The organism is Indolivaga capnocytophagoides (assembly GCF_036511535.1).
Classification (GTDB): domain Bacteria; phylum Bacteroidota; class Bacteroidia; order Bacteroidales; family Dysgonomonadaceae; genus Dysgonomonas_A; species Dysgonomonas_A capnocytophagoides.
This window is the reverse complement of sequence record NZ_AP028867.1, coordinates 660092-673266: the sequence shown is the minus strand read 5'-3', so window position 1 is coordinate 673266 and position 13175 is coordinate 660092. Positions and strand designations below refer to the sequence as shown.

Below are 13175 nucleotides of genomic sequence, written 5' to 3'. Positions count from 1 at the left end.
TGATATTATACCCAGAAAGTTAACCAAAAGGACTGCGGCCTAATCCAGAGCTTCTCCAAATAATGTAGCCGAAGTATTACCTGTGACTTTAACATTCACAAACTCTCCGATACGATGATTACCTTTATCAAAAATAATCACTTTATTCTGAGATGACCTTCCGAATAATTGTTCTTTTGATCTCTTCGAAAATCCTTCGACTAAAACTTCAAAAGTCTTACCCACATCATGTTTATTGCTTTCGAGTGATAATTCATTCTGTAGATTTATAATTTGCTGCAAACGTTCTATTTTGATATCTTCCGAAATATCATCTGCCAATTTTTTTGCGGCATATGTGCCGGGACGTTCCGAATATTTAAACATAAAAGCAGAATCAAAGCCAACCTCCTTCATTAAAGATAAAGTTTCCTCTTGATCTTCTTCTGTTTCGGAATGATATCCGCACATTATATCGGTTGATAATCCACAACCCGGAATAATACGTTTTATGGCAGCAATGCGATCCAGATACAATTCGCGGTTATATTTACGTTTCATAATGCCAAGCATACGGGTACTTCCCGATTGTACAGGCAAATGTATAAATTTACACAGGTTATCGTATTTGGCAATCATTTCCAAAGTGTCATCAGTCATATCGGTCGGATATGATGTTGTAAAACGAATGCGCATTTTAGGTGCTGCTAATGCTACTAACTCCAACAAAGCCGTGAAATCGGTAACCTTACCACCTTCGTCTTCAAACTTGTATGAATTAACATTCTGACCGAGCAAGGTTACTTCTTTAAAACCTTTTTCTCTAAGATCTTTTAATTCATTCAATATACTTTGAGGATCACGACTTCGTTCACGCCCTCTGGTATAAGGTACAATACAATAAGTACAAACTTTATCGCATCCACGCATAATGGATATAAAACCCGAAATATGATTCCCCCCGATTTTTAAAGGGATTACATCTTTGTAAGTTTCTGTCTTAGATAATTTTACATTAATTGCTTTCTCGCCTCGTTCGGCAGCTCCGACCAGATTAGGCAAATCAAGGTATGCGTCGGGTCCTACAACTACATCAGCATGATGCTTTTCCAGCAGTTCTTCTTTAGCCCGTTCTGCCATACAGCCTAATACTCCGATAATAAGGTCTTTATTTTTCTTGCGTTTAATAGCATTGAAATATTCCAGACGCTGAATAACTCTCTGTTCGGCATTATCCCTTACGGAACAAGTGTTAACAAACACGGCATCTGCATCCTCCAGCTTATCGGTCATTACATAGCCATCCATTTCCATTACAGAGGCTACTACCTCACTATCTGCTACGTTCATCTGACAACCATAAGTCTCGATGAACAATTTTCGGTCAGTCGTGGATTTAAAGTCCAGTCCTTGTTCGTTGATCATAATTTTTTAATTTTATATAATAAAAATAAGGGCAAAGATAATTCTTTTGCCCTATACTTGAAAAAAGAGTAAGATTTATATCCTCTCCATACTACTACCTAGCTCGTTATAAAGTAAATCTGATTTATATATTATATATAGTTATGGTTATAGGATTAAGCGTATTTGGGGTAAAGCTGGATGTCGTTGAGTAACCTACAACCGGAGCAAATCGTATTACCAAATAATCAGAAGTTACACAATAACCGGCATATAACGATACTGTAAAGGAATTTATTCTCGACCCTGTAGACAGGGGAGTCGCCTGATAATATTCTATTACATCAGCCAAATTAGAACCTATACCTGCATAATATGCATTATATTCCATTGATTGTACCTGTGTATCATTTTTAGCCAGATAAACATATAGGCTCTGAATCGAACTTCCAGGACTAGAAGAAGTTGAATTGTTAGTCCCGTATATATTTAATGTCACAAAATACCGACCATTAGCAGGAACACGTATTTTATACCCACTCTCTACAGTCATAGTCCCATCCATGCTGACCAGCCCTGCATATGTAGCTACTCGGTAGGGAAAAGAAGTTGAAGTAACTCTGAACTGCCCCAATATACCAATGTTCGGAGCTGGACGCCATGTCGTTGTCTGACCATCTCCCTCTAAATACAAAATAGAGGGAACACCTAGTGCCGGAGTTAGCTTTAAAGCTTCTTGTCCTGTTATACTTTTACTATCGGTTATATCCAATTTTGTTCCGGGAGTAATTGTTCCGACTCCTAATTTTCCATCATTAGAGATAACTATATCATTCGATTGTTGTAAATCTGATAATGAGCTTGTTAAATCCTGAGGATTATCCCCTGCTCCGTCAATATGAAATACCGAACGAGGGTATTCTGTATTAATACCCACTTGTGCCTGAACCTGATTAAACATTACAGGTAATATCGAACTGCAGATAAGGACTAGTATATATTTTTTTTTCATTGCTTAATGATCTATAATTTGTAAAAAATGACAGATTGAGTATCAAATGTTTTTGCAGAAGAAGTATTACCTGTCCAGGTTCTATCCATGTAAAGATATTCTCCGGAAACACCAGTAAATGTCACATTGATATAAAGTATATCATTTTTAAGTACATCCTGAGCTACAAGGCTCATAAATGTAGTTGAATACTGATTCGTTTCCATAGAGGGTTGATCTGTAACCGCCTGACAAACGATATCCGCGACACCGACTCTTTTTCGCTTTAGTTCGTAACGAATCTGAACCGAGCGCCTCACCTTTGATGTAAAACGAAGAGCCGGAGACCATCTGATAATAACGGCATAAGATCCGTCAGATTGAACTTTTATCCCATTACTATCCTCAGTATCAAGCAATATTTGCTTTGTTGTGTTGTTATTTATAGAAGTGGCTACGGGCAAAAAGGAAAATTTGCGCCCTCCATTCCCTTTAGTTATCCCCCAAAATGCATTACCACTGCTATCACCCAACAATACAGCCCCTGTCGAGGTCGAGGTTCTCAAACGAAATGCTGAATAAGGTGTGTCTGATTTAATATGCAATCGAGAGGTGGGAGTTATTGTTCCTACTCCCATATTACCATCAGAGGTTATGACCACATCATTAGATTCAGATAAAGAGCTTATAATCGGATTATTATCCGCAGCCGCATCTAGATGAAATACTCCTCTTATATCTTCTGTATTAATACCAACCTGAGCTTTTAACCCAAAAGAGATTAACATAAAATAAAAGAGAATCAAACGATATTGCTTTTTTATTTTTTTCATACTTCAAAATCTTAACAATAAAACCATTATATATTATATACGGCAACACTGGGAAAATAAATAATATTGGGATACTGTGTTGCTGCAAGAGATTGCCCCATTTCCCAAGTTATTCCCGAATTGTCAGCCGGAGTAACCGTTATAGCATATAAATCACCTTTTTTTAAGTCGATACCATACAGAGATGTAATAAATGTACTTCTACGAAAAGTACCTGTACCTACATCTGTCCGTACCCTATCAAATACTAAAATCTCATCAACAGGGTTTCCTGATATTACAGGGGCACCGCCCGATACCGTTATTCTATAAAGTCGGACATAAGCTTTGGGTGTAAAAAAAGCATCTGAAACAACTGTCGTACCTCCATTAATACTACCCCACCAACGAAAATTAAAAACATAAGTTCCATCTGCCTGAATTGTTAGTACACCTGGAGCTGGATTGGATGTCAATGTACCATCATCACTTTTTATCAAATTGAAGGGGACAATTGTATTCACATTATAATTACAAACTACTGCAGTCTGATTCGGCGAATTCATTCGATAAACTTTACCGTTAAGCGTTATGGCCGGAATCCAGGAACCTCTACCTTCCGAATCTGAAGCTAAGAACTTATCACCAGTACCTTCCGAAGTATCTTCGATACGAATAAAAGAATTAGCTGTACCTTTATCAATATGTACGTGTGATGAAGGGTTTAATGTTCCTATGCCTATAGATCCATCTTTAGTTACAAGTATATCATCGGCAAATCCGGCTGTCCCTGTTGAGCTAGTATTTCCCAATGGATCAACATGAAACACTCCTTGAGGAAATTTAGTATTAATACCTACTTGGGAGAATAGTGGTATTAAGCAAATAAGCCCAAATACACATAAATAGATTTTTTTCATTGTCATTTGTTTGAATATTGAGGTCAAAGACCTTGTTGTTATTATTCTGAGTTATAATTGGTGGCAAAAGAAACAGTAAAGTGCATTCGCTGCACCTTACTGCATAATGAAACCGGTTGGCGTACTGATATAATTTCAAAGCAAGTTCAGAACGACAACAAATAAACAACAACAAAACTGCCTTGATAAACAGTTTGCCGCACCGGATTTCAGTAAGAAAATTGATATATATTAATTGAGGTATAGATACACGAAAAACTACTCCGTCATTTTGACACAATAGAAATTTTGTTTTGTTAAAAAAATGATTAGTTACGCAAGGTGCGTCTCTCTCTCTCTCTCTCTCTCTCTCTCTCTCTCTAATATTTCACACGACATAGCCAAACCCAAAATGTTAAATTTTAGATTAATCTCGACATTTATATATGTGAAAATCGAAGTCATAATTAATACACAGAGAAATTTTATGTGACAAATATAAATATTTATTTGTTAAAATCAAAGAGCCATTCAGCAGCGAATGACTCTTTGATTTGATGTATATAAGAACATTCTACAGATTATAGGACATTCCTAATGATACATATATATTATTCATTTTAAATGGAACTGCTTTGAAACTATTACTAAAAACAGGAGTTAACCCGCAATTGAAGCTGCCTGACAAACTGAAACGATGATTTATTTTCATGTCGCATCCTGCCAAAACTCCAAAATCAAAGGTTCGTATTTCATCCCCGAAATCAAAAGTAGCATCTCCTTTATTCTCGATTAATATTTCAGGACCTGTTGGGTCGGGGGCCCTCATATAACCATCCCATACTTTACCTTTGAATGAAGTACTATAAGCATATGAAGCATAGCCGCCTGCACGGATATTCCATTTTTCATTAATTTTGTAACGCACAAATAAGGGTATGGTTACATATGCCATTTTTACGGTTGTTTCATTTTTGCCCGAAAAATATCCGCTAAGATAGTTCCCGTCAGCTTCCAATTTTACTTCGGTATAAAGATATTTGACTTTATCTCTTACCCCCATTCCTTTATAATCAAGAAGAATACCCGATCCCAAGGCCCACTTATTATTGGTGTTGTATATAATATGGTATCCCAGTTGTGGAGTGAATTGAGGCCACCAAGCTCCTATCTTTCGAACTTCACGGGGAATAGAGGTCGGAGTTGTAGCTCCGAGGTTAAATCCTGCTACAATTTTATGTTCAAGGTTTTCTTTTTGGAAATCAAGGCTGTATGCAGATAATGAAAACATACAGATTACAGTAAAACAAATATATCTGATCATTGTATTAAATACATTTATAATTTAACAGTCTCTTCTTTTAGATTCGGATAAGCTATTTTTATTGAGGTTCTTTTGATGAATAGGCTTGACACACAACCTCTACTTCATCGACAGTTAGTGTACTTCCTACAGCTCCTCTGTAGAAATCGCCTTCTTTGCTTGAGGCAAATACTACAGCCAGTTTATAATCATACTGGGTATAATCGGGAGTTTCTTTGTACCTGAAAGGTAGATCAAAGTGTGTATATTCTCCTTTCTCCGAAGTATCGTCCAACTTGGCAATAGCGACTATTTTATCAGATGTCAATATATTATTTCCATCAAGAAACTCATCATTCTTTGTTCCTATCACACCTTTCGTTACTTTATAAAATACTGCATAGATAGAACACTCATCAATCCGTCCGGGAATAATGTTGTCCTTTTCGTCATAAAAAGGATCACCCACTTTATATTTATAATATCCTTTGAAAGATACAGGCCTTCCCTTATCGAAGGGATGAGGTTGTCCGAATTTTACAGATTTGGCAAAATCAGACATCACTATAGGTCCGAATTGCCCCCTGAACAAAGATCCCGAAAAAATAGGTATCAGAAAACCAAAATAGTTGCCTCCACGTTGAGTTTTCAGTCTGGCTGCATATTTTCCACTATAAGCATCTGTCGTAAAATCTGTGGGAAATTCCTCTACTTTTCCGAATTTAGCTAATGCAATACCCTGATTGGCAGTAGCCCATGTATCATCCATTAATTTAGGATAACTCATTATACCAACTCCCCCGGTACCCCATTCTTCAAAAGGAAAGGTTAAAGGAAGGGTTCTGTTTATTAGAACTTTATATACTCTGTTCCATTCTTTATTTTCTGAATATACCGTATAGATTACCGTATCGGAGAAGTCTTGATATTCATTGGGTGAAGGATATACCGTTGCCCCTTCAGACAGTTTTATTTCAGGGCGCAAACTCGTAATGTCAATTTGGGAGGTATCCGTCACTTCGAAAAGGATAAGGTTGGTTTCTTTACTTGGAGATACCTTTAAGCCGGTATACTCCGGAAATTCGAAACTTAGAATATCAGCTTCGATATTTTCAGGTTCATCTTTAATACATGATGAGAATGTTGTAAAAACCACGATGAGAGTGGTTAATGTTAGCTTGGATTTCATTGACTAAAAAAAATAGTTGTTCGTCATTAAAACGATATATACATCTGTTTGTTCAATACAAAACAAAGAATGTTATTTTATCTTGTCGTATGACAAACATTACAACCATACTATTTCAAGTCAGGAGTTTAATCTTGTATTTTTTTAGATAACGAACTATTGCTGTTATACTTGACCAATTCAGAAAAAGGCTTGAAGCCTTAAAAGTTTTCTGTATTATATTTAGGTAAACCAACTTAATTTGTACCTTTGTATTATTCTATTTTTCAGAGTGAGTAACGGCAAGAATTTGATATCTAAACATAACTGACTATTGTTGTTTACTTGATGAGTTTACTAAAAGGTCTATGGCCTTAAAATTTGTTTGAATATGGAGAATCTTATAATATACGGAATTGTGGCGATAGTTGTTATTGTAAATATTGTCCGCAATTACCAGAAAGAGGCTAAAAAGAATAAAGAAAGGGCATTAACCCAAGCACGCCCAAGACCAGTATCTTCAGCTAGTCAAGAAAATACAACACAATCTAGTCCCGCTCCGTTTTCGAGACCCAGAACTGTACAATCCGAGATTTCGGAAGAAAACAAACCAATAGCTCCCATACTAAATCCTGTAAATAAATATCAGACACTTACTTCTATGGGGTATGACTATACTCAGGAAGGCGTTTCGTCGGTAATGTCAGATATAACTGATGATAAAAAAGAAATGGCACTGATATACGAAGAAAAAACAAATAGTAATGCTGCTCAGGATTTGCAGCTGGAAACCTCTGCTGATCTGAAGAGGGCATTTATTCATTCCATTATTTTGGAGCGTAAATATTAAAACAGAGTTAATAAATAGGTCAGAGACCTTAAAATAAATAATCAATTAATAAAGCAATGGCATTAAAGTTTGTGAGTGCAGATGAGGCGGCGAGCCTTATCAAAAATGGAGATAATGTAGGTTTCAGTGGTTTTACTCATGCCGGATGTCCGAAGGTAGTACCAACCGCTATCGCTAAGATAGCCGACGCAGAACATGCAAAAGGTAATCCTTTCAAAATCGGAATGTTTACCGGAGCATCTACCGGAGACCTTCTTGACGGAGTTTTAGCAAGAGCACATGCTATCAAATTCAGAACACCTTACCAAACAAACAAAGATTTAAGGAATGCTATTAATTCAGGCGAAGTTCCTTATTTCGATATGCACTTATCGTCTCTAGCACAAGAGATTCGTTATGGTTTCTTAGGAGGTGTAGATGTAGCCATCATTGAGGCTTGCGATGTGACCGAAGATGGAGAAATAGTTCCTACCTGCGGAGTTGGTATTTCACCCACTGTAGCACGCTTGGCAAAAACAGTCATTGTTGAACTTAATACATGGAATCCCAAAGGAATGAGAGGAATGCATGATATTGCAGAATTGCAAGATCCTCCTCACCGTGGCGAAATTCCAATTTATTCGGTTAGAGACAGAATCGGAAAAGACCATATAAAAGTTGATCCGGCTAAAATAGTTGTTGTAGAATCAAATACACCTAACGAAGGTGGTGGTTTTGCTCCGGTAGATGAAGTTACTACTAAAATAGGTAATCACGTAGCACAGTTCTTTATTAAAGAAATGGCAGAAGGACGTATGCCAAAAACATTCCTTCCTGTACAATCAGGTGTAGGCAATATTGCAAATGCAGTATTGGCTGCAATGGGAGAAAGTAAAGAAATTCCGGATTTTGAAGTTTATACCGAGGTTATTCAGGATGCTGTTATAGACCTGATGGAATCGGGACGTATTAAATTTGCCAGCGGCTGTTCTCTTACAGTAAGTAACCCCTGCGTAGAGAAAATTTATAAAAATCTTGAATTCTTCAAAGAAAGAGTTGTCCTTCGCCCTTCTGAATACTCTAATAACCAAGAAGTTGTACGCCGATTAGGAGTAATTGCTATCAATACCGCATTAGAAGCCGATATATTCGGAAACATCAATTCTACTCACGTAATGGGTACTAAGATGATGAACGGTATCGGTGGATCAGGAGATTTCACTCGTGGAGCATACGTATCTATATTCGTTACACCATCGACTGCTAAAGACGGAAAAATCAGTGCATTTGTTCCTATGGTTGCTCACGAAGATCACAGCGAACACTCAGTGAAGATTATTATCTCGGAATATGGTATTGCTGACCTTAGAGGTAAATCTCCAAGAGAGCGTGCTGAAGAAATTATTGAAAAATGTGCGCATCCTGATTACAGGCCATTACTTCATGAATATCTGAATAATCAAGTGAAAGGACAAACACCTTTCGATCCTTATAATTGTTATGCTTTCCATAAGGCTTTCCTTGAAACTGGAGATATGCATAATGTAAAATGGGAAAATAAGTAATATTATTTTTTATAAAAGAGCAAAAGCAGGTTATCATTTATTGATAACCTGCTTTTCTTTGCATGAAGTGTTAAAAATAAACATTTTAGATATTTCGCTTTATGGTATTTATAATCTTATAGATAGTAAATTCTGTATTACAACAAAGGACATAAAATATTATTAGGGCAGGTGAAATTATTTTCTATCTGCCCTTTTATTTTTTATCTATAAAGAAAGCGTTCTTTAAATAGCTGTGAAAATCCGGAATAACGAAAAGGTATCATCGAAAAAAGTATAATTTAGCTGTTACCTTTGTAACCTTTTTTTATGACTTTTGTCGGGTATAATAATTACACACCTGATGTTCAACTAAGGCAGAAGATTTCACCCTTACGATGTCGGTTATCTTACTTAAACGTAAAAAAGGTGTCATTGAAAAATAATCATAGAGCATGTTACTTTTGTTACCTTTTTTAAGTAATTCAATTAACTCAACACAGTTGATTGATCTATCAAATCTCCTTATTCCGCCAATTGGCTTTTTTGAGGTAAATAAACGAAAGTATCATCAATGTACCCCAATATACATATTCAACAGTCCAGCATATTGCAACCTCCGATTTGTTATGTATCACTATTATATACATGGCCAATACATACAAACAGATAGTGATAAGCTCGAATATAAGAGCCCAACGAGTATTACCGGTTCCCGAAATCGCATTAAATAATACGGTTCCCAAACTACAGATAGGAAGAGCAAATATCAGGACATAAAGAGGTTTAACAGTTTCGTACACCAAAGACATATCTTTATTCGAAGCTATCAGGGCGATCCACAGCTCAGGTTTTATTGCTGTTATGATACCCATTACAACAACTATAGCTAGATTGAGTATACATATTTTACCTACCAGTTTTAATACATTATCATACTGTTTTGCACCGATAGTATTGCTCACCAACGTATTAGCCGTTGTAGACAAAGCATTCATCGGAATAAAGTATATCATATAAAATGTACGTATAATATTAGTGATGGCAAGATCTCTTTCTCCATGATTTTCTATTGCCAGAAAGAAGATAAACCACGTTGACATCGATATTGCATACTGAGCCATCGTAAACACCGATATATCGAGTATACGACGCACAATAGAGAATTTAAACCGCATTTTCTGAAACCCATATTTTTTGAGGTCTACAGTCTTCGCTGTATAAATAATAAAGAAGATAATAGAAGCAATCTCTGCCAATACCGATGCCATACCTGCTCCGGCTATACCCATCTGAGGAAACCCGAAATTCCCGAATATAAGGACATAGTCAAAAATGATATTCACAACGGTCATTACAGCAGCATTCAATGTCAACACTTTGGTACGGGCAATGCCGACATAAAATGCACGGAACATAATATTGACTGATGCAAAGAAAAAGCCGAATGTCCGCCATTCTAGATACTCCGCTGCTGCCTCATATACATGGTGTGATTTGATCAGAATAGGCAGCAGATGCGATGAAAAAGCATTAGACGCAAAGTATAGCAATGCTGCGAATAACAGCAAAAACATCATTCCCTGCATTACAATTGTACCTATCTGGTCGTAATTGCGCTCGCCGTTGCGTCTGCCTATCATAATCTGCGCTCCGATACTGAAACCGAACCCCAGCATAAAGAAAGCTATATAATAGATACCTGCCAGACCGGCAGCTCCGAATTCAACCTCTCCTACCCTTCCCAAGAAGATGGTATTGGTTATTTGCATTATATTTTGAGTAAGCAGTCCGAGCATAATGGGCAGACTTACCAACCATATATCCTTATAAGAATATAACTTTGATTCCATAGAGTAAATATGAGCGTGTTCGATATTCTTACAGACAAGAAACGGGATGATTCTGTTATTGGATCACCCCGCTTCATCTGTATAATTTAGTCTTTAAATTTTACTTAATCAGCTTATTGGTGTTAGTGTCAGGAAATACAATCCACGGCTTAAAAGTCTTAGCTTCTTCAAAATCCATTATAGCATACGATATAATGATAATGACATCGCCCGGCTGCACCTTACGTGCAGCAGCCCCATTCAGGCAAATGGTTCCGGATCCACGCTCTCCCTTGATTATATATGTTTCGAGGCGTTCTCCGTTATTGTTATCTACAATACATACTTTTTCACCTGCAATCATATTGGCTGCATCCATCAGATCTTCATCTATCGTGATGCTCCCTACATAATTAAGGTTGGCTTCAGTTACCGTCACCCGATGTATTTTCGATTTCAGAACTTCTATTTTCATTTCTATTTTAAGTAACTATTTATTAAAGTAGGTAATATTATCAATCAGCCTCACATCTCCGCAAAATACGGTTATACAACCCACGGCATATGAGGTATCCGACCAATTATCTATTGTCTGCAATGTATTTCCATCCACGATCTCAAAATATTCGACTGTAAGGGATTCTACATTGTTTATATCATCAATTACATTCTTGAGCGTTTCTTTCACGGAATATCTACCGCATTCCGATTTACTTTTGAACAATATTCGGCTGATAGCTACAGCTTGTTCTTTTTCGGTTTCCGATAATCGTTGATTACGACTGCTTTTAGCTAAACCCGATGGCTCTCTGATTATAGGCATGGGTACGATTTCGATTGGGAAATTATACTGCTTAACCATATCCCGGATAATAGCTAGCTGCTGGAAATCTTTTTCTCCAAAATAGGCTCTATCTGGCTTTACAATATCAAAAAGACGACTCACCACCTGAGCTACACCATTGAAGTGTCCAGGGCGAAATTTGCCTTCCATCACCTTATCCAATAATCCAAAATCAAACTGGCGGGTATCCGGCTCGGGATAGATTTCTTTGACCAAAGGAGCAAATACAATATCTACACCGACACTCTCAAGCAAAGAGGTATCCTTATCTAAAGTTCTCGGATATTTAATAAGATCTTCCTGATTATTGAACTGGGTAGGATTTACAAAAACACTGACTACCGTGATATCATTCTGTTCAATACTTTTCTTAACTAAAGAGACATGTCCTTCGTGCAAGGCTCCCATAGTAGGAACGAAACCGACAGACTTCCCTTCTTTTTTTAATGGAAAAATGGCCTTTTGAAGGTCTGAAACCGTTTCTAAAATAATCATAAACGCTTAACCTAAATTTGTTATCCAAATAACAGTGCAAAGCAACTAAATATTTATGAAATATGAAACTTTCGGGGCTTTCATTTCCTAAAAAACAACATCATTTATGACTCTTGCATTTTTTGATTCACAGAAAATTGCTAAAAACCAGATTTTTTTTTATTATCTTTGTAACGTAAAAACGAAACAACTACAATGAGCGTAAAAAGAGTTTTATTCATCACACAAGAAATTTTCCCGTATCTACCCGAATCTACGATAGCAGAAACTTGCAGAAATCTACCTCAGGCAATACAAGAAAAAGGCAAAGAGATCAGGACTTTTATGCCTAAGTTCGGAAGTATAAATGAACGTAGAAACCAATTGCACGAAGTTATTCGTTTATCGGGCATGAACCTGATTATCGACGATACAGACCATCCTCTGATAATCAAGGTAGCATCGATACAAGCAGCTCGTATGCAGGTTTATTTCATTGACAATGATGATTTTTTCAGCCGTAAATTTACTACTGAAGACGAAAACGGCGTAGAATTTGCCGACAATGAAGAACGCAGCATCTTTTATATAAGAGGTGTATTAGAAACCATAAAGAAACTTAGATGGATACCGGATGTTGTTCACTGCCACGGATGGATAACAGCTTTGGCTCCATTGTATCTAAAGACTGCATTTGCAGATGATCCTTGCTTTAAAGATGTGAAGATTGCATACTCGCTATACAACGACAACTTTAAACAGCCTTTCTCCGATAAGTTTGCCAATAAACTAAAGCTTGCAGGTATAACAGACAAACATGTGAAAGACATTGCAGGAGCAGAGGTCGATTATGCAAAACTGACTCAGTTTGCAATTAAATACTCCGATGGAGTTATACAACAAGAAGCAACTGTGGATCCTCAGTCTTTAGAGTACATCGAAAAGAATAAGATCAAATTCTTACCATACAGCGGAAATGCTTTGGAGGCAGCCGATGCTATTAATGAATTTTATGACACCATTTAATTCATAAAAAAAATGAAAAATATGTATTTGCTTTTGCAAGTACATATTTTTTATGATCTTTGGACATCTT

At 36.7% G+C, this 13175-nt stretch carries 12 protein-coding genes; 3 read left to right on the top strand and 9 right to left on the bottom strand.

Translation table 11 applies throughout. The features are described from left to right. Positions 1-39: 39 nt before the first annotated feature. The 6 genes from miaB to AABJ51_RS02855 form a co-directional block, all read right to left on the bottom strand. Positions 40-1404 carry a tRNA (N6-isopentenyl adenosine(37)-C2)-methylthiotransferase MiaB gene (gene miaB, locus AABJ51_RS02880; RefSeq protein ID WP_338374333.1) on the bottom strand — a complete coding sequence of 455 codons (1365 nt, stop codon included), beginning with the start codon at positions 1402-1404 and terminating at the stop codon, positions 40-42. 124 nt (positions 1405-1528) lie between these two features. Then, entirely contained in the window at positions 1529-2395 is an 867-nt protein-coding gene (locus AABJ51_RS02875; protein WP_338374332.1) for a hypothetical protein, read from the bottom strand. Between the two features lie 11 nt (positions 2396-2406). Continuing rightward, complete coding sequence (locus tag AABJ51_RS02870; protein ID WP_338374331.1) at positions 2407-3207, bottom strand: hypothetical protein; 801 nt, start codon at positions 3205-3207, stop codon at positions 2407-2409. A 26-nt stretch (positions 3208-3233) separates the two neighbouring features. Continuing rightward, the gene (locus AABJ51_RS02865) at positions 3234-4106 is read right to left on the bottom strand and encodes a hypothetical protein (RefSeq protein WP_338374330.1); all 873 of its coding nucleotides are present in this window, start codon (positions 4104-4106) and stop codon (positions 3234-3236) included. Positions 4107-4659: 553 nt separating this feature from the next. Beyond that, positions 4660-5376 carry a porin family protein gene (locus tag AABJ51_RS02860; protein ID WP_338374329.1) on the bottom strand — a complete coding sequence of 239 codons (717 nt, stop codon included), beginning with the start codon at positions 5374-5376 and terminating at the stop codon, positions 4660-4662. Positions 5377-5467: 91 nt separating this feature from the next. Beyond that, on the bottom strand, positions 5468-6577 hold the full coding sequence (locus AABJ51_RS02855) for a PCMD domain-containing protein (protein WP_338374328.1): 1110 nt from the start codon (positions 6575-6577) through the stop codon (positions 5468-5470). Between the two features lie 370 nt (positions 6578-6947). Between AABJ51_RS02855 and AABJ51_RS02850 the strand changes: the two genes are divergently transcribed. Together AABJ51_RS02850 and AABJ51_RS02845 are read left to right on the top strand one after the other, a co-directional pair. Beyond that, positions 6948-7406, top strand: a complete 459-nt coding sequence (locus tag AABJ51_RS02850; protein ID WP_338374326.1) for a hypothetical protein — start codon at positions 6948-6950, stop codon at positions 7404-7406. A 56-nt stretch (positions 7407-7462) separates the two neighbouring features. Further along, the gene (locus AABJ51_RS02845) at positions 7463-8950 is read left to right on the top strand and encodes a butyryl-CoA:acetate CoA transferase (RefSeq protein ID WP_026625763.1); all 1488 of its coding nucleotides are present in this window, start codon (positions 7463-7465) and stop codon (positions 8948-8950) included. A 494-nt stretch (positions 8951-9444) separates the two neighbouring features. Here AABJ51_RS02845 and AABJ51_RS02840 read toward each other — a convergent pair whose 3' ends face one another. The 3 genes from AABJ51_RS02840 to panC form a co-directional block, all read right to left on the bottom strand. Continuing rightward, positions 9445-10782: an MATE family efflux transporter gene (locus AABJ51_RS02840; protein ID WP_026625761.1), complete on the bottom strand. Its 1338-nt coding sequence runs from the start codon at positions 10780-10782 to the stop codon at positions 9445-9447. A 100-nt stretch (positions 10783-10882) separates the two neighbouring features. Continuing rightward, positions 10883-11236: an aspartate 1-decarboxylase gene (panD, locus tag AABJ51_RS02835; RefSeq protein WP_026625760.1), complete on the bottom strand. Its 354-nt coding sequence runs from the start codon at positions 11234-11236 to the stop codon at positions 10883-10885. Positions 11237-11251: 15 nt separating this feature from the next. Then, the gene (panC, locus tag AABJ51_RS02830; RefSeq protein ID WP_338374325.1) at positions 11252-12100 is read right to left on the bottom strand and encodes a pantoate--beta-alanine ligase; all 849 of its coding nucleotides are present in this window, start codon (positions 12098-12100) and stop codon (positions 11252-11254) included. Positions 12101-12295: 195 nt separating this feature from the next. On the opposite strand from panC, the gene AABJ51_RS02825 reads away from it, so the two are divergent. Beyond that, entirely contained in the window at positions 12296-13105 is an 810-nt protein-coding gene (locus AABJ51_RS02825) for a glycogen/starch synthase (protein WP_338374324.1), read from the top strand. Positions 13106-13175: the final 70 nt, after the last annotated feature.

Bases quoted from the DNA above. Each gene is read 5' to 3' on its own strand.
- miaB (WP_338374333.1), bottom strand. From the start codon at position 1,404: ATGATCAACGAACAAGGACTGGACTTTAAATCCACGACTGACCGAAAA.
- AABJ51_RS02875 (WP_338374332.1), bottom strand. From the start codon at position 2,395: ATGAAAAAAAAATATATACTAGTCCTTATCTGCAGTTCGATATTACCT.
- AABJ51_RS02870 (WP_338374331.1), bottom strand. From the start codon at position 3,207: ATGAAAAAAATAAAAAAGCAATATCGTTTGATTCTCTTTTATTTTATG.
- AABJ51_RS02865 (WP_338374330.1), bottom strand. From the start codon at position 4,106: ATGAAAAAAATCTATTTATGTGTATTTGGGCTTATTTGCTTAATACCA.
- AABJ51_RS02860 (WP_338374329.1), bottom strand. From the start codon at position 5,376: ATGTTTTCATTATCTGCATACAGCCTTGATTTCCAAAAAGAAAACCTT.
- AABJ51_RS02855 (WP_338374328.1), bottom strand. From the start codon at position 6,577: ATGAAATCCAAGCTAACATTAACCACTCTCATCGTGGTTTTTACAACA.
- AABJ51_RS02850 (WP_338374326.1), top strand. From the start codon at position 6,948: ATGGAGAATCTTATAATATACGGAATTGTGGCGATAGTTGTTATTGTA.
- AABJ51_RS02845 (WP_026625763.1), top strand. From the start codon at position 7,463: ATGGCATTAAAGTTTGTGAGTGCAGATGAGGCGGCGAGCCTTATCAAA.
- AABJ51_RS02840 (WP_026625761.1), bottom strand. From the start codon at position 10,782: ATGGAATCAAAGTTATATTCTTATAAGGATATATGGTTGGTAAGTCTG.
- panD (WP_026625760.1), bottom strand. From the start codon at position 11,236: ATGAAAATAGAAGTTCTGAAATCGAAAATACATCGGGTGACGGTAACT.
- panC (WP_338374325.1), bottom strand. From the start codon at position 12,100: ATGATTATTTTAGAAACGGTTTCAGACCTTCAAAAGGCCATTTTTCCA.
- AABJ51_RS02825 (WP_338374324.1), top strand. From the start codon at position 12,296: ATGAGCGTAAAAAGAGTTTTATTCATCACACAAGAAATTTTCCCGTAT.